The following is a 16,531-nucleotide window of genomic DNA, read 5'->3' as shown; positions in this document are numbered from 1 at the left end:
CACGGTGGCCGGCGAACGGCGGAAGTAGGGCGTATATGGGCTGGACGGTCCTCTATATCGCGTTCGGCCTGGTCGCCCTGTGGCTGCTGGGTGAGGTACTGCTCCAGTACAAGGCCCGGCTGCGCTGGCGGCTGCTCGCCTTCACCGGCTTCCTCGGCGTGGTCGTCGGCGTCATCATCCCCTCGGTGATCGTGATCGGGGTGGGCCTGGCCGCGTTCGCCGTCGGCCAGGTCAATGTGACGCTCTCCTTCAGGCGCGGCTTCACCACCGGCTGGGCGCTGGGCGGCAAGCCCGGCGCCAGCCGTCGCCGACGGGGCCGTGCGGCGGGTGCGCCCGCCGCCGAACCGACCCTGCAGGTCTCCGACTTGGAGGCCGCGGAGCCGACCGACGGCCCCGGCCGGGGCGCCGACGGGGGCCCGGACACCTTCGAGAGCACCGGCGGCTTCCAGAGCACGGGCGGCTTCCAGAGCCAGGACACCTACGCCGGGCAGGGCTCGTACGACTACCAGGCCGACGGCTATCAGGCCGACGGCGGCTACCGCGGCCAGGACCCGTACCAGGACCCGCAGGACCAGAGCGTCTTCGCCACCCAGGCCTTCCCCGCGCCGTCCTACGACGGCCCGTCCTATGGCGCCCAGCAGTACGACGGACAGGGCGACTACGCGCGGGTCGACGCCGCCACCGTGTACGCCCCGCAGCCGATGCCCGACGAGACCGGCCAGTACGGCATCTACAGCCCCGACGCCCGCACCCCGCAGCCCGGCTACAGCGGCTACGACGCCTACGGCACCGGCACCGGCGCCGACAGCGGGAGCAGCGACGGCAACGGCTATGCGTACGGCGGCGGTTACGGTCAGACCGCGGCCGGCCAGGACGGCTACGCCGACCCCTACGCGGCCTACGGAGACGGCGCCGGCCAGAGCCAGACGCCCTACGCCGACCCCTACACCGGCGCCCAGCAGTACTCCGGCGCCTACGACCCCTACGGGCAGCAGGACCCCTACGCCCAGCCGTCCTACGGCGCCCAGCAGTACGACGGGCAGGGCGGGCAGCCCGGCCAGAACGCGGACCAGGGCTACGGCGGGACACCGCCCGGCGGGGTCTGGGTCCCGCAGCAGCGCGACGGCGAACTCCCGCCCGAGCAGCCGCCCTACCCGCCGTACCAGGAGCAGGGGTACGACGGGCAGCAGTACCGCTACTGATCCGCGCGGGCCGCGCGGGGGCGCGGCGACGGCTCCTGCCGGCCACGGCCCGCCGTCGGACCCGCACCCGGCCGCCGTCGGGCCCGCACCGCTCGCCTCGGCGCCGTCACCACGCTCAGGTGGAGCCGTGCCAGTCGTCGCCGTTCACGATCAGGCCCGCGACGAGCGCACCGGACATCCCGGAGTGCGCCAGCCCGCCGCCCGGGTGCGACCAGCCCCCGACCGCGTAGAGCCCCGGTATCCGGGTGCGGTTGCCGGGCCGCAGAAAGCGCCCGTCCCGGCCGGCCAGTGCCGGGCCCGGAACCAGCGCGTCCTCCGCCGGCGGCAGCACCTCGCGCCACAGCACCCGCCCCCGCAGCCCCGGCACCGCCGCCTCGGCGACCTCCGTCAGCCGGTCCGCGGCCGCCTCGGCGGCCGCCCCCTCGAGCCGGCCGTCCGGGCCGGGCGGCGCGACGGTCGCGGTCAGCGTCACGGCCTCATGGCCGTCGTCGGGCCGGGTGGCGGCATCGTCCGGGCGCAGCACGGTCACCGTCGGCCGCGCGCAGGGCGGCCGCGGCCCGTCGCCGTCGCCGAACACACCCGCCAGCTCCGCCGCGCGGTCCGCGGCATGCACCACGGTCCGATGGACGGCACCCGCCTCGCGTGCTCCGCGCAGCGCCAGACAGACCGTGAGCCGCCCCGTCGCGCGATCACCGGGCCCGGCCTGCGGCCGTACGTCGTCCGGTCCGTACGGCTCGCGCCCGTCGAGGAGCGCCGGCAGCCGGGCCGGATCGATACCGGCGACCACGAACCCGGCCGGTGCGGTCTGCCCGTCGGCCAGCTCGACACCCGTCGCTCTGCCGTCCTTCTCGACGATCCGGGTCACCTCCGCGCCGAAGGAGAACTCCACCTTGCGCGCCAGGCAGCGCTCGTACAGCGCGTCGGCCAGCGCCCGCATACCGCCGCGCGCGTACCAGCTGCCGAAGGTCTGCTCCATGTACGGCAACACGGCGGCGCTCGCCGGGGCGCTGCGCGGGTCGAAACCGTACGCCAGCGCATGGCTCTCCAGCAGTGAGATCAGCCGGGGATCGGCCAGCTCACGGCGGGCGACCTCGGCGAGCGTGGCGGTCGTGGGGCCCTTGCCGCGCCCGAACAACCCGCGCCTGCGCACCGCCGGATACGGATCGCGGCCCAGCACCCGCCACTCCTGCCACAGCGGCTCCTCCAGGAGCGGCCGCCGGGTGGCGTCCCAGGACTCGCGGGCGCGGCCCACCAGCGCGCTCCAGCGCTCACCGGCGCCCGCGCCCAGCGCCTCGTCCAGGGCCGCCAGGACGCCGGCCCGCGAGGCGTTGGGCAGCGACACGGCCGTGCCGTCGGCGAAGACATGGCGGCTCGCGGGGTCGACCTGGGACAGCTCGACGCAGCTCTCCAGCGGCTCACGGCCGGTCTTGAGGAACAGATCGCGGTAGACGGCCGGCAGATGCAGCAGGCCCGGCCCCGTATCGAAGGAGAAGCCGTCCCGCTCCAGTCGCCGTACCGCGCCGCCGTGCGTCGCGCCGCGCTCGAACACCGCCACCTGGTGGCCCGCGACGGCCAGCCGGGCGGCGGCTGCCATCGCGCCCATCCCGGCGCCGATCACCGCAATCCGTGCCATGCCTGCGACTTTATCCGGCGCCACCGACAACGCCCGCGCCGCAGGTGCCCGAGGCGGTCCGGCCCGCAGCGGGCGGCGCTCAGCCCGCCGGCGGCACCGCCTCGCCCGCCGCCGCGGCCAGCCGCTTCTCCTCACGTCGCGCACGCCGGCGCCGCAGGAACCGGCGGATCCGCGACCAGAGCAGGACCACCAGCGCGATGCCCGCGGCCAGCAGCACCGCCGCGATGACCGCCGCGGCCACCGGATAGAAGACCGCGAACGCGATGAGGCCGGCGACGCCGAGATCCTCCAGCAGGCTCAGCACGATGTTGCTGGCCGGCTCCGGCGAGGTGTTGACCGCGATCCGCGCGCCCGCCTTGACCAGATGACTCAGCAGCGCCGTGGTGCCGCCCACCGCACCCGCCGCCAGCTCGGGCAGCGAACCGTCGTGCCCGGCCAGCAGGGCCGCCACCACGCCGCCGGAGATCGGCCGGATCACCGTGTGCACGGCGTCCCAGACCGAGTCCACGTACGGGACCTTGTCGGCGACGGCCTCGCAGACGAAGAGCACGCCGGCCACGATCAGGACATCGGGGCGCTGCAGCGCCGCGGGCACCTCGTCGGTGACGCCGGCGGTGCCGAGCAGGCCGAAGAGCAGGACGACGGCGTAGGCGTTGATCCCGCTCGCCCAGCCACTGGTGAAAACCAAGGGAAGTACGGACACGCCGGAGATCGTAGGCCCCCACTGGGGGCCGGTGCTCAGCTTTGAGTATCCGTACTCAGACGCCCAGATGAGTAGGTACGCGGATGGGCCGGAACCCGCCAAGACGGAAGAGTATGCGCCACGGAAGGGAAGCGGCGCCGCACCGCCGACACGGGGCGGCGGAGCGGCGCGGCTCCCGGACGTGACGGGGGGACACGGGGGAAGTACGGGGGGCACGGGGGCTCCACGGGGGAGCACGGGGGAAGCGCTGTCCTGGTCGGATCGGCGGGGGAACGATTCGTGCCAGGGCAGCGCACTCTTTTGTGCGGGCCCACGGGGGAGAAAGGGTGCGCGCCGTTCCTGACCACGACGGCGCGCACTTCTCTCCCGGCGCCCAGGGGACCGCCGCCCGCCCAGGGGTACGGCCTGTCGCCGCCCGCTACGAGGGAGGGCCGCTGACCCGCCCCTGGAGCAGCCGCGACAGCGCGGCGTGCACCTCGTCGATCGACCGGTCCGGCTGGTAGGACTGCCAGTCCAGGGCGGCCACCAGGACCATCCCGAACAACGCCGAGGCCGTCAGCGGGATGTCGATCTCCTCGCTCAGCTCCTCGTTGGCCACCGCCTCCCGCAGCACGTCCTCCACCACCGAGATGGCCCGCTCACGCACGACCATCAGCGTCGACTGCCAGGCCCGGTTGGTGCGCCACAGCTCGGCGACGTAGAGCTGGGTGAGCGCCGGGTAACGGGAGATGAAGTCCAGCCCGGCCCGGATCATCGCGTCCAGCGCGTCGATCCGGCTGCCGCCCCGGTCCGCCACCTCCTCGGAGGCCGCCTGCAGGGAGGTCGCCAGCAGCTCGATGCCGTGCCGCAGCAGCTCCTCGAAGAGAACGTTCTTGCTCGCGAAGTTGTAGTAGACGGTGCCCTTCGCGACGCCCGCCCGCTCGGCGATCTCGTCCACCGTGGTGGAGGAGAAGCCCTGTTCGGCGATGAGCGTGACCGCGGCCTCGAAGAGTTTGCGCCGAGTGGCGTCGCGGCGTGTAGTGGAGCTGTCCATGGAGGCGATTGTGCCGTTCCCCATAGGGTGCGTGCTCACAGGCTCAGCTCCGGGTGCAGGTCCTTCATCCGTACCACCTGGCGGCCGCGCGCCGTCAGGGACGTCAGCACCAGCGCCCCGGCGGTGAACGCCAGCAGCACCGCACTGCCCTGCCATACGGGCGCGAGATCACCGCCCGTGATCAGCCGGCGCAGCCCCTCCACGATGTAACTCATCGGCAGATACGGGTGGATGGCGCCGAAGAAGCCGGGGCTGGTCTGCACCGGGTACGTGCCGCCCGCCGAGGTCAGCTGGAGCATCAGCAGCGCCAGCACCAGGATCCGGCCGGCCGGCCCGAACTGCGCGTTGAGCCACTGCACGATCGCCGAGAAACAGGCCGTGACCAGCACCAGGAAGCCGATCGTGCCGCCCGCCCGGGCCATCTCCAGGCCCAGCGCGAAGTGCAGTACGGACATCAGAGCCGCGGTCTGCAGCACCCCCACGCCCACCACCGGCAGCCAGCCGGAGACCGCCACCCGCCAGGAGGACGCCCCCATCGCCAGCGCCCGCCGGTTGAGCGGCTGGATCAACATGTACGCCACCATGGCGCCCACCCACAGCGACAGCGGGATGAAGTACGGGGCGAATCCGGTGCCGTAGTTCGGCGCCTTGTGGGCGGAGTCCGAGGCGAGCTGCACCGGGTCGGACATGACCAGGGTGCGGGCGTCGCGGTCCTTCTTGCCGTAGTCGGGGATCTGCTTCACCCCGTCGTGCAGCCCGCCGGCCAGCTTCCGCGAGCCGTCGGAGAGCTTGAACAGCCCGCCGTCCAGGGTGTGCGCGCCGCTCTTCAGCCTGCCCACGCCCGCGTCCAGGTCGCCCATACCGGAGGCGGCCCGGCCCGTGCCGTCGTGCAGTCGGTGGGCCCCGTCGTCGAGCTTGCCCGCACCGGCGGCCAGTTGGGCGTTCCCGGCGGCCAGCTTGTGGGCGCCCGTGGCCACCTTGTGCGCGCCGTCGTTGAGGTCGTTGATCTTCTTGACCGCGGCGTCCATGTCGGCGCCGAGCGTCGGCCCGTGCGCGGCCACCTCGCTCGCCAGGTCGTGCAGGGTGGCCAGGTCCCGGTCCAGCCGGTCCAGGTTCTTCTGGTCGTGCACGTACCCGCTGATCTCCTCGGCCTTGTCCGCCGCGGCGGCCGCGTCGTCCCTGAGCTGCTTCAGCTCGTCGCAGGAGGTCTCCAGGGTGAGGCCGCTCTCACAGCGCGAGTGGTAGTACCTCGCCAGGTGGTCGGAGATCCCCCGGGAGAGCTTCGCCCCTGTGGAGGCCGCCGCCGGGAGCGCGCCCAGGTGGTCACGGACCGCCTGCGAACCGTCCGCGACGAGCTGCGCCGCCTCGCCGATCTCCTTGCCGTGCGCCCGGACGAAGGGCCCCACCTTGCGGTCGATGCGGTTGACGGTGTCGGCCAGCCGCTGGGTGCCGTCTGCCACCTGCCGAGAGCCGTCGGCCAGTTGGCGCGACCCGTCGGCCGCCGTACCGGCTCCTCGCGCCAGGTCGGAGCTGCCCTGGGAGAGCCGCCCGGCGCCCGTGTCGAGGTCGCCCAGGCCGGTGACGAGTCGGCCGCTGCCGTCCTTCGCGGTGCCCAGCCCGTCGGCCAGTTTGCCCGCGCCGTCCTTCGCCTTCCCGATGCCGTCCCGGAGGCGGCCGGCGCCGTCCGCGGCCTCCTGGGTCTTGTCGTGCAGGGTCGAGAACGAGACGAAGATCTTGTCGAAGAAGGTGCGCGACGCCTTCTTCGAGGCCGCCGCACGCACCTCGGAGAACACCGTCCGGGAGATCTGTCCGACGATGTAGTTGTTCGCGTCGTTCGTCCGCACCTTGAGGGCGCCGGTCTCCGGGTGGTCACCGGAACTGGAGGCGATCCGCCGGCTGAAGTCCTCCGGGATCGACAGCGACAGGTAGTACGTGCCGTCCTCGACGCCCCTGGCGGCCTCCTCGGCGTCCACCGGGCGCCAGTCGAAGGTGTGGCTGTCGGTCAGCCCGTCGACGATGCCGTCGCCCGCCGAGATCCGCTTCCCGCCGACGTCCGCGCCCTTGTCCGCGTTGACCAGCGCGACCGGTATCTTGTCCAGCCGTCCGTACGGGTCCCAGAAGGACCACAGGTACAGCGCGCCGTACAGCAGCGGCAGCAGCAGGAGCGCCGCCAGCGCGGCGCGCGGCAGCTTCCCCCTCCCGAACCGCTTCAGCTCAAGCGCGGCCAGCTTCGGCGAGCGCATCGGCCGCCCCCTCCTCGTCGTCCTGCTTGTCCTGTGCGGGGCTCTCGTCGGGCCCGTCCCCAGTGGCGGCCTGCTCCGGGCGGCCGCCCGTACCCACCAGCACCAGGCCCTCGCCGCCCTCGGGGGGCTCGCTGCACACCGCGAGCACCGTCGTCCCGGCCGCCGCCAGGCCGCGCAGCATCGTCCAGGCCGCCGCACGCTCGTCGTCGGACAGCTTCAGATCGGTGTCGTCGACGGCGAGCAGCCGCGGGCCGCCGATCAGCGCCAGCGCCACGGACAGCCGCAGCGCCTCCAGCCGCTCCAGGTCGCGCACGGAGGTACGGATCCCCTTGGGCAGCGTCTCCAGATCGAGGCCGGCCGCCTTGAGCGCACCGTCCACCAGCGCGCGGGCCTCGGCCCTGCGCTCCCGCCGGGGCCGCAGCAGCGCACGCAGCGAACCGCCGAACCTGCCCTGCAACAGGGCGCGTTCGCGCAGATGCTCGCCTACAGTGAGAGAGGGATCAAGCTCGGCGACACCCGGCACATGGGCGAGCGCGGACACGGACCGGACCGTGGCCATCTTCTTCGGCAACGGCAGCCCGCCGACCTCGGCGGTGCCCGCGGCCGCCTTCATCCGCCCGGTGAGCGCGAGCAGCAGACACGTACGGCCCGAGCCCGAAGGGCCCTGCACGGCGATCAGTGAGCCGGGCCCGGCAGTGATGTCGATGTCCCTGAACGCCCAACCGCGGGGGCCTTTGACCCCGAATCCCGCGGCCGTGACCGCCGCCCCGTGCGGGGTGCTGTCCACGATCCCTCCCTTGAACTGACCAGTCAGTCCAAATCACTATGCAGCATTCCACCCCCCGTTCCGCAAGGGGGTGTTGGGAATCCGCCGGGATTGCACCCGGATTGCACCGAGATTCCACCAGGGTGCGTCGACGTGCCCGGACGGACTTTTCGTGGCGAGTCGGACGGGGAGGTCGGTCGTCGGACAGGGAGGTCGGTCGGGATTCGGCCGGGAGTCGTGCCGGGCTTCGGGCGCAGTTCGGTCGGGGCTCGGGTCGGGGCACGGGTCGGGATTCCGGGCGGGGCTTCGGACGGGACTTCGGGTGGGGCTTCGGGTGGGAGCGCGCGCCGCGCGAAAACCTTCCCGTTTCCAACGAAAGGGCAGGTCAGGGGCGATTGTCAGTGGTGTACCTCACGATGGGGTCATACGGTCCGAATCAGCATTCGGTCCCAACCGGCATGCGACGACAGGAGGTTCGTCATGGCAGCTCGTCCCAACGGGGGCAGCTCCGCTGCGTACGGTCCCCCGAGCGATGTCCACCCCGTCCTGCGGCGGACCGCCGCACCACCCGCCGCCCTCGACCTGCTCGCCCAGGCCCGGCACGGCCTCGACGAAGCCCAGACCCTGGAAACCCCCAACGAGCGGTTCGCCACGGCCCATCTGGCCGCGCTGCGCACCGCGGCCGCGGTCCTCGCCGTCCGCGGCCGTCCGGAGACCACGGTACGGCGCAGGCAGCGTATCCGCAGCGCCTGGGAGGTGCTGCCCGAGGTCGCCCCCGAACTCGCGGAGTGGAGTGCCCTGTTCGCCGCCGGAGCCGCCCGCCGGGCCAAGGCCGAGGCCGGCATAGCCGGCGCGGCCAGCCGCCGCGACGCCGACGACCTCCTGCGCGATGCCGCGATGTTCCTGCGCCTGGTGGAGCGCATGCTGCTCCTCCAGCCGTCCCTGCCACCCCAGCGGGCGGGGTAAGGGAAGGGGAGGCGAGAGGAGGGGAAGGGAGGAAGAGCAGGGCCGGGGGCTGAGATCTCCGGGGGAGGCGGGGAGGGGTGGGGGCGGGGGAGGGGCCCGGGGGGAGGGGAAGAGGGAAAGTGGGCCGCCATCCTGCCCACCCTCTGCATGCGACGGCGCCCGTGGCGGTGCCCACTAGGCGACGCCGCCTCGCGATCCCCCTGCGCGACCATTCCTGCGCGTCCGCTCCTGCGCGACCGCCCGACCAGCGATCACGCCCCGCATAACGATCACGTCCCGCATAACGCTCAGGCCCCGCATGACGATCACGCCGCGCGCAATCCGTTCGGCTCTGCAATCGGCGGATGGCGTGGGACGGAATAGGGTGGTGGACGCCTAGATGTTCATGCCCCCGCCGAGGAGCCACCCGCCGTGTCTGACCCGCTGCGCCCGCGCGCATCCCTTCGTACCGCCGTGGTCTGGGACGTCCTCAAGGACGCCCTGGAGCGCCGGGTCAAGGCCGCCGGGCGCGACGCCCTGGACGTCCTCGACACCGGCGGCGGTTCCGGCAACTTCGCCGTGCCGGTCGCCCGCCTCGGCCACCGCGTCACCGTCGTCGACCCCAGCCCCAACGCCCTCTTCGCCCTGGAGCGCCGCGCCGCGGAGGCGGGCGTGGCAGACCGGGTACGCGCCGTACAGGGCGACGCCCACGGCCTGTTCGACGTCGTCGAGCGCGGCGGCTACGATGCCGTGCTCTGCCACGGCGTCCTGGAGTACGTCGACGACCCGGCCGAAGGCATCCGCAACGTCGTCGACGCGCTGCGCCCGGCCGGCACCCTCAGCCTGCTCGCGGCCGGTCTGGGCGGCGCCGTCCTCGCCCGCGCCCTCGCCGGCCACTTCACCGAAGCCCACCAGGCCCTCACCGACCCCGCCGGCCGCTGGGGCGAGGGCGACCCGATGCCCCGCCGGTTCACCGCCGACCAGCTCACCGAACTGATCGCCGCCACGGGCCTGGAGGTCGGCGCGGTGCACGGTGTGCGGGTCTTCGCCGACCTGGTCCCCGGGGTGCTGGTCGACACCGAGCCGGGCGCCATGGACGCGTTGCTGAAGCTGGAGGCGGCCGCCGCCGAGCAGCCCGCGTTCCACTCCGTGGCCACGCAGCTGCACGTCCTCGCGGAGCGCGACTGACCCGCACGGTACGGCCGGCTACCGCGTGCAGTCGGCCACAGGCCACCCGATCAGCCCCTTCGCCCCGTATGATCGGGGTACGACGTTCCGGCATGACGGACAGGCGGGTGGGGAATGCAGGCAGCATCACCACCGGCCGCTGCGGCGGCTCGGACAGTGAATTGGCGTCGAGGGGCGGGTTTCACGGGGGCGAATCCCTGCCTATCCTGAAAGGGTCGCACCCCGGTCGCCCCCCGCGACCGACGAGTAGGAGGACTCCGTGCCGCTCTCGGAGCACGAGCAGCGCATGCTCGAGCAAATGGAGCGAGCGCTGTACGCCGAAGATCCCAAGTTCGCGACAGCGCTTGAGGGAAGCGGGCTGCGTACGTACACCCGGCGACGGGTCTACCAAGCGGTCGCGGGCTTCCTGGTGGGTATCGCCCTGCTCATGGCCGGCATGGTCGCGCAGCAGATCTGGATCAGCGTGGTGGGCTTCCTCGTCATGCTCGGCTGTGCGGTGCTGGCGGTCACCGGATGGCGCAAGGCTCCCAAGCCCGGTGAGCAGCAGGCCGGTGCGGGTGCCGGAGGCGGCGCAGGTGCAGCGGCACGCCGTCAGACCAGGCAGCGACGCTCGATGATGAACCGCATCGAGGACCGCTGGCAGCGGCGCCGGGACGAGCAGCAAGGTCACTGACGACTGACACCCCCGAGGTCCGGCAGCCCAACCGGTCTGGATCTCGCCTTCTTCGTAGTGCTGTTTTTCTTTGTGGTGCTGTGGTTCTTCAGTTCTTCCTGATGCTGTGGCCGCCCGGCGGGACCGGGCGGCCACAGCGCTTTTTGTGCCGCTCACGCCGCCTGAACCCCGCCTCACCTGGCTGAGCGGCCTCGTCTGCCCGAGTGGCCTCCTCTGTGTGAGCGCAGCCTTCTGATCGCGCTCGCTGCTTCCTGTCCGATCAAGCTCGCCGCTTCTGCGTCACGCCCGCCGCCGGCGCCCGGGCCGTAGGGCGGCCAGCGCGCGCCGCGCCGAGGCGGCCGGGCGGCTGGTGCGGCACCGGAGTATCAGGGACGCCCAGCGGGCGGCGCAGGCCCACCGGAGGCGGGCCGCGGAGCGCGGGGCGAGCCGGGCGCGCAGCCGTATGCCACGTGTCGCGGCGGCCTGCAACCCGGCCCGCACGTGCTGTACGTCCGAGGCGAGGCCGGATGCCGGTTGGGGCCGTGGGGCGTACAGGACCTGCTCGACGGCGGCCGCGACGCGATGCGCGGCCGCGGCCGGCTCCGGTGGCAGTTCCCCGACGCGAATGATCCGCGCGGCCGCCTTGCGCGGCGTCAGCGACTCGTCCGGCAGGATGCCGAAGTCCCAGGCGGTGTCGAGCAGCTCCTGCCAGGCGGCGAGAACGCTCGCCGTCCCGTCCCGGCCCGGGGCGCCGCCCGCCAGCCGCCCGGAGCGGAGCCGCAGCCGCCACAGCAGCGGGATCGCGGGCAGCACCAGGACGAGCAGCGCGGCCAGCGCGATACCGGCCACCGCCCAGGGGGAGGGGCCGTCGTCGGACGGGCGGGCGCCGGACTCCGCGGGCAGTGCCGCGCATCCCGAGCCCGCACCGGACGGCTGCTCGCCGGGGCCGCACGAGGGCTCCGCCGACGGGGCGTCGGGGGAGGTCTCGGGCTTGGAGGGGGCGGGCGCCGGGTTGCCGGGGTCGGCCGTGTCCGAGGTGTCGGGGTAGGCGTAGTCCGGGATGGTGCCCCGGCTCGGGGTCGGCTCGAAGCGGGTCCAGCCGATGCCCTGGAAGTACAGCTCGGGCCAGGCGTGCGCGTCCTTGAGGCTGACCGATGTCGTGCCGTCGGGCTGTTTGGTGCCCGGGGTGAATCCGACCGCGACCCGGGAGGGGATGCCCAGCGTGCGGGCCATCGCCGCCATCGAGAACGAGAAGTGGACGCAGAAGCCTTCCTTGTCCCGCAGGAAGCGCGCTATGGCCTGGGAGCCGCTGCCGGCGCGGACGTCGGTGTGGTAACTGAACCCGCCGTAGAGCGCGAACCAGTCCTGGAGCTTGACCGCCCTGGCGTACGCGGTCGGTGCGCCCTTGGTGACCTGACGGGCGGTGGTCCGTACGACCTCGGGGAGGGAGTCCGGGACCTTGGTGTACTCGCGCAGCAGGTCCGCGGGCGGCGCCGGGGCGCCGGCCAGCTGACGGGACGTGGGCCGCACCTGAAGGCTCTCGACCTGGTACTGCAGGCCGCGGGTGTTCTGCCCGCGGTCCCCGACGAGCGTGCGGCCCTGGGGTTCGTAGCGCCAGCGGCCGGAGATGTCCACCTTGGAGGCGGGGAAGGGGAGCGGCAGCCAGTTCTGGGCGTACCACTGCGCGGTGGAGATGGAGGTGTTGATGCGGTTCAGGTCGACCGTGGGGCTGAGGCCGGTTGGTTGCGGGAGCCGCTCGGGGACGTCGGTGACCGTCCGCTCGGACGGCTTCCAGGTCGTGCCGTCGAACTGGTCGAGGGCGACGATCCGCAGATACAGATCGCGGGTGTCGGCCGCGGTGGTGCGGTAGTTGAGGACCTCTTTGTCCTCGGGTTGGTTGAGGCTGTCCTGCAGCGACACCAGGGGGTTCACCGCGGAGATCGTGCCGCCCCCGCCGCCGGGGCCGGCGCCGCTGCCGGTGCGGCCGAGCAGCCCGCCGCCGAGGGAGGGCAGCGCGGCGGGTACCACCAGCGCGATGCCCAGGACCAGGGCGCCGATCCGGTGGCCCGTACGGACCGGGGCCAGGGCGGCTCGGCCCACCCCCGCGGCGAAGCCCTGGCCGCCCGGCCGGTCCGCTCCGGCAGCCGGGCCGCCGAACACCCGGCCCCATTGGGAGAGCCGGTCGCGGCCCTCGGCCAGCAGGAGCAGCAGATAGCCGGCCGCCGCGAGCAGGAACCACAGCCAGCCCGCGCCGCCCTGGGTCAGTCCGGCCGCCACCGAGTACAGCGCGAGCAGCGGCAGCCCGGCGGGTGCGGCGCTGCGGTACGTGACCGCCAGCGCGTCGACGATCAGGCCGATCACCAGGACACCGGCGATCAGCAGCAGCCGGATGCCGGGGGTGACGGGGGCGGGGATGGCGTACCGGCCGACGTCCTGGACGCCGTTGCGCAGCAGCCGGCCGAACTCCGCGAGGGCGTCCGGGCCCGGCAGCAGCCCGAGGATCGCCTCGCTCGGGGCGAAGAGGAAGGTCAGCAGCAGGACGGCCACCAGGGCCTGGGCGCCGATGGTCAGCGGTCTGGCGAGGGGGACCCGGCGGGCCGCCGCCCCCGTGCCGGTCATGAACGCCAGCAGCAGCGCCGCCTGGAACATCCAGCCGACCGGTTCGACCAGCGGCAGCAGTGCGCAGGCGGCACACAGGGTGGCCACCGCCGCGGTCAGCGCCAGCCGCGCCCGGCCGCTCATGCCCGTACCCCGCATCGCGCGGGGCGGCCTTTGTACGCCCCGCGGTCGTGCGCCAACGCCCAGCTCCCCCTCATGTCCATCCCCCCGCCACCGTCGCCGAGCCGTGGCCCGTCTCTCCGCCCATGTCAGCCGCCCGTTCGGGCAGCGTCCCCGCACGGTCCGCCGCCGCCCGCCACAGGTCGGGGAGGGCGTCGCCGGGCGTCACCGGCAGCGCCGTCCAGCCCGCCCGCCGCAGCAGCCGCAGCCGCTCGGCCATCGGGACCTGGCCGGTGGAGAACCTGATGCCGCCGGGGCCCCGGGTCCAGGCGTCACCGTCCAGGACGAAGGCGATCGCGGCGCCGCTGCGCCGGCGCATCTGCCCGGCGACCGCGGCCTGTTCGTCGTCCAGATCGCCGAAGAAGGCGACCAGCAGTCCTTCGCTGCCGCCGCGCAGCACGTCGTACGCCGCCGAGAGCCCCTCCTGCTCGGAGTGCTCCACGACGGCGAGGGTGTCCAGCAGCAGGCCCGTGGCGTCGGCGGACGCCGTGCCGCCCGCGAAGCCGCCGTGGCCGTCGGGGCCGGGCACGGACGTGCCGGTGTCCGTCAGCAGCCGGACCGCGAAGCCGCGCTCCAGCAGATGCACCGCGGTCGACGCGGCCGCCGTCACCGCCCACTCGAAGGCAGAGTCGGGGCCGCCTCCCGGATGGGCGAGCTCGCGGGTGTCGAGCAGGACCGTGCAGCGCGCCTTCTGCGGCTGCTCCTCTCGGCGCACCATCAGCTCGCCGCGGCGCGCCGTGGACCGCCAGTGGATCCGGCGCCGGTCGTCGCCGTGCCGATAGTCGCGCGGAATGATGTCGTCGTCGCCGGCCAGCGCCAGCGAGCGGTGCAGTCCGTCGCCGTACCCGGCCGTCTCGCCGGCCAGCCGGACCGCGGGCAGCGGCTCGGTCCGGGGTACCACCGTCAGCGTGTCGGAGGCGCTGAAGGAGCGGGTCAGCTCGCACATGCCGAACGGGTCGGACAGGCGCAGCTGCAGCGGTCCCAGGGGATAGCGGCCGCGCAGGTCGGAGCGGACGCGGTAGGAGACCTCGCGGCGGCCGCCGGCCTCGACGCGGTCCAGGATGAAGCGCGGCCGGGGACCGAGGACGTAGGGCACCCGGTCCTGGAGCATCAGGACGCCCGTGGGCAGCCGGGAGATGTTCTCCATCCGCAGCCGGACCCGGGATTCGGCGGCCGCGGGCACCCGCGCGGGGGAGAGCGTACGGCTGCCGGCGACGCGGTAGCGGGTGCGGTGCAGCACCAGGACGCAGACCAGTGGCAGGGCCGCGAGCAGCAGCCCGACCCGCAGCAGATCCGCCTGCCCCAGGAGGTAGGAGCACACCGCGGCGGCCACCCCGGCGGCCAGGAACGACCTGCCCCGTGTCGTCAGCCCCCCGAGGGCCGCCCGCAGCCCGCCCCGCTCGGGCGTCCCCTCGATCCCCCCCTCGGCCATCACAACCCCCGTACGCCGGGCGGCTGCCGGCCGTGGCTCCGCCACGGCTGCGCGGAGGGGTCGGGCACCGGGACGCGCTGCAGGATCTCCAGCACGAGCTGTTCGGCCGAGCGGCGGTTCAACTGGGCCTGGGCGGTGGGCAGCAGACGATGGGCGAGCACCGGCACCGCCAGGGACTGCACATCGTCCGGCAGGGCGTAGTCCCGCCCCTGGAGCGCGGCGGAGGCCTTGGCGGCGCGCAGCAGATGCAGCGTGGCTCGCGGCGAGGCACCGAGCCGGAGCTCGGGGTGGCTGCGGGTGGCCACCACCAGGTCCACGGCGTACCGGCGGACCGTCTCGGCGACATGGACCTCGTGCACCGTGTCGATCAGCTTCAGGATCTCGTGGGCGTGCGCCACCGGCTGGAGGTCGTCGAGCGGGGAGGCGCCGCCGTGCACGTCGAGCATCCGCAGCTCGGCCGACGGGCTGGGATAGCCGATCGACACCCGCGCCATGAAGCGGTCCCGCTGCGCCTCGGGGAGCGGGTAGGTGCCTTCCATCTCCACCGGGTTCTGGGTGGCGACGACCATGAACGGGCTGGGCAGTTCGTAGGTCTGCCCGTCCATCGTGACCTGGCGCTCCTCCATGGACTCCAGGAGCGCGGACTGCGTCTTGGGAGAGGCGCGGTTGATCTCGTCGCCGATGACGATCTGGGAGAAGATCGCGCCGGGCTTGAACTCGAAGTCGCGGTGCTGCTGGTCGAAGATGCTGACGCCCGTGATGTCGGAGGGCAGCAGGTCGGGCGTGAACTGGATGCGCCGCACCGAGCAGTCGATGGAGCGGGCCAGGGCCTTGGCGAGCATGGTCTTGCCGACGCCGGGAACGTCCTCGATGAGCAGATGGCCCTCGGCGAGGAGCACGGTCAGTGCGAGCCGTACGACCTCCGGCTTGCCTTCGATGACGCTCTCCACCGACCGGTGAACGCGCTCCGCGGTGGCGGTCAGATCTCCCCCGGCGCTCGGCTTCCCCCGCACGGGCGGACCCTCAAGGCTCGCTCGTTCGTCATACGTCGTCACTCGGCCCTCCTCGGCCCTGTACCGCGGGCCGACGCCCCCTCTTGCGGACCCGGCCCCTCCCCGAACACGCGCGTCCCGCCCGGCCACCGCCGGCGCGACGTCACCTACGCATTCTTGCTGCCCGCGCGGCTCCGCGTCATGGCCTGTGGATAACTCACCACGCGATATCGGTACCTTCCCGGCGAACCGGTCCTTCCGGCTCGATCCGCGGGTCCGCCGGGAAGGTCGCGCAGGTCAGGCGCGCGGCTCGATTTCCCGCAGCAGACCCGTTGTCACATCGAACACAAAGCCGCGGACGTCGTCGGTGTGCGGCAGGAAGGGGGAGGTGCGCACCCGCTCCATGGACTGCCGGACGTCTTCGTCGAGGTCCTTGAACGCCTCGACGGCCCAGGTGGGGCGCTGTCCGACCTCGTCCGCCAGTTCGTGGCGGAAGTCCTCGGTCAGGCTGAGCAGACCGCAGCCGGTGTGGTGGATGAGGACGACGGAGCGGGTGCCGAGGGCCCGCTGGCTGATCGTCAGGGAGCGGATGATGTCGTCGGTCACCACACCGCCCGCGTTGCGGATGGTGTGGCAGTCGCCGAGCTCGAGGCCGAGGGCGGCGTGCAGGTCGAGGCGGGCGTCCATACAGGCCACCACGGCGACCTTGAGGACCGGCCGGGCGTCCATTCCGGGGTCGGTGAAGGCGGCGGCATAGCGCTGGTTGGCCTCGACGAGACGGTCGGTGACCGTGCCACCGCTACGGGCGGTGTCGTCGGCGGACTGGGGCAGCGGCTTCGACGCAGGTATGGGCATGGATTCACGGTAATGGCCACAGGCCGTTCCGGCTGCATGAGAGGCCGGGCATAGGGGGCAACATCACCCCTTGTGAGGTAATGCACAGGCCCGCCCGCACGCCCGCCAT

At 73.3% G+C, this 16,531-nt stretch carries 13 protein-coding genes; 4 read left to right on the top strand and 9 right to left on the bottom strand.

Annotation, left to right across the window (positions count from 1 at the left end; all coding sequences use genetic code 11):
• The first annotated feature begins 35 nt into the window (after positions 1-35).
• Positions 36-1,202, top strand: a complete 1,167-nt coding sequence (locus ACZ5XZ_RS25405) for a hypothetical protein (protein ID WP_468981811.1) — start codon at positions 36-38, stop codon at positions 1,200-1,202.
• Between the two features lie 115 nt (positions 1,203-1,317).
• Here the strand turns inward: ACZ5XZ_RS25405 and ACZ5XZ_RS25400 are convergent, their stop codons facing one another.
• The 5 genes from ACZ5XZ_RS25400 to ACZ5XZ_RS25380 all read right to left on the bottom strand — a co-directional run bounded on the left by ACZ5XZ_RS25400 (position 1,318) and on the right by ACZ5XZ_RS25380 (position 7,601).
• Positions 1,318-2,835, bottom strand: coding sequence for a phytoene desaturase family protein (locus ACZ5XZ_RS25400; RefSeq protein ID WP_468981810.1), 1,518 nt, complete (start codon positions 2,833-2,835; stop codon positions 1,318-1,320).
• A 79-nt stretch (positions 2,836-2,914) separates the two neighbouring features.
• Positions 2,915-3,538, bottom strand: coding sequence for a DUF4126 domain-containing protein (locus ACZ5XZ_RS25395; RefSeq protein ID WP_468981809.1), 624 nt, complete (start codon positions 3,536-3,538; stop codon positions 2,915-2,917).
• 418 nt (positions 3,539-3,956) lie between these two features.
• Entirely contained in the window at positions 3,957-4,571 is a 615-nt protein-coding gene (locus ACZ5XZ_RS25390) for a TetR/AcrR family transcriptional regulator (RefSeq protein ID WP_468981807.1), read from the bottom strand.
• Between the two features lie 35 nt (positions 4,572-4,606).
• Entirely contained in the window at positions 4,607-6,814 is a 2,208-nt protein-coding gene (locus tag ACZ5XZ_RS25385; RefSeq protein WP_468981804.1) for a YhgE/Pip family protein, read from the bottom strand.
• Entirely contained in the window at positions 6,786-7,601 is an 816-nt protein-coding gene (locus ACZ5XZ_RS25380) for an ATP-binding cassette domain-containing protein (protein ID WP_468981802.1), read from the bottom strand. The genes ACZ5XZ_RS25385 and ACZ5XZ_RS25380 overlap by 29 nt, the downstream gene beginning before the upstream one ends.
• Positions 7,602-8,060: 459 nt before the next feature.
• Here ACZ5XZ_RS25380 and ACZ5XZ_RS25375 point away from each other — a divergent pair, with 459 nt between their 5' ends.
• The 3 genes from ACZ5XZ_RS25375 to ACZ5XZ_RS25365 all read left to right on the top strand — a co-directional run bounded on the left by ACZ5XZ_RS25375 (position 8,061) and on the right by ACZ5XZ_RS25365 (position 10,386).
• Positions 8,061-8,546, top strand: coding sequence for an SAV_6107 family HEPN domain-containing protein (locus ACZ5XZ_RS25375; RefSeq protein WP_468981800.1), 486 nt, complete (start codon positions 8,061-8,063; stop codon positions 8,544-8,546).
• 411 nt (positions 8,547-8,957) lie between these two features.
• On the top strand, positions 8,958-9,713 hold the full coding sequence (locus ACZ5XZ_RS25370; protein WP_468981799.1) for a methyltransferase: 756 nt from the start codon (positions 8,958-8,960) through the stop codon (positions 9,711-9,713).
• A 259-nt stretch (positions 9,714-9,972) separates the two neighbouring features.
• Entirely contained in the window at positions 9,973-10,386 is a 414-nt protein-coding gene (locus ACZ5XZ_RS25365; protein WP_468981797.1) for a DUF3040 domain-containing protein, read from the top strand.
• 279 nt (positions 10,387-10,665) lie between these two features.
• On the opposite strand, the gene ACZ5XZ_RS25360 is transcribed toward ACZ5XZ_RS25365, so the two are convergent.
• The 4 genes from ACZ5XZ_RS25360 to ACZ5XZ_RS25345 all read right to left on the bottom strand — a co-directional run bounded on the left by ACZ5XZ_RS25360 (position 10,666) and on the right by ACZ5XZ_RS25345 (position 16,422).
• Positions 10,666-13,107 (bottom strand): transglutaminase TgpA family protein, encoded by a 2,442-nt coding sequence (locus ACZ5XZ_RS25360; RefSeq protein WP_468981794.1) that lies wholly within the window; start codon positions 13,105-13,107, stop codon positions 10,666-10,668.
• Between the two features lie 70 nt (positions 13,108-13,177).
• The gene (locus ACZ5XZ_RS25355) at positions 13,178-14,575 is read right to left on the bottom strand and encodes a DUF58 domain-containing protein (RefSeq protein WP_468981792.1); all 1,398 of its coding nucleotides are present in this window, start codon (positions 14,573-14,575) and stop codon (positions 13,178-13,180) included.
• Positions 14,575-15,630, bottom strand: a complete 1,056-nt coding sequence (locus tag ACZ5XZ_RS25350) for an AAA family ATPase (RefSeq protein ID WP_468981789.1) — start codon at positions 15,628-15,630, stop codon at positions 14,575-14,577. Before ACZ5XZ_RS25350 ends, ACZ5XZ_RS25355 begins: the two co-directional genes overlap by 1 nt.
• A gap of 234 nt (positions 15,631-15,864) precedes the next feature.
• Entirely contained in the window at positions 15,865-16,422 is a 558-nt protein-coding gene (locus ACZ5XZ_RS25345; protein WP_468981786.1) for a beta-class carbonic anhydrase, read from the bottom strand.
• Between the last annotated feature and the right edge of the window lie 109 nt (positions 16,423-16,531).

This window comes from Streptomyces sp. NPDC033270, from assembly GCF_055576575.1.
The sequence above is the reverse complement of the archived record's forward strand: the minus strand, read 5'-3'. Positions and strand labels throughout refer to the sequence as shown.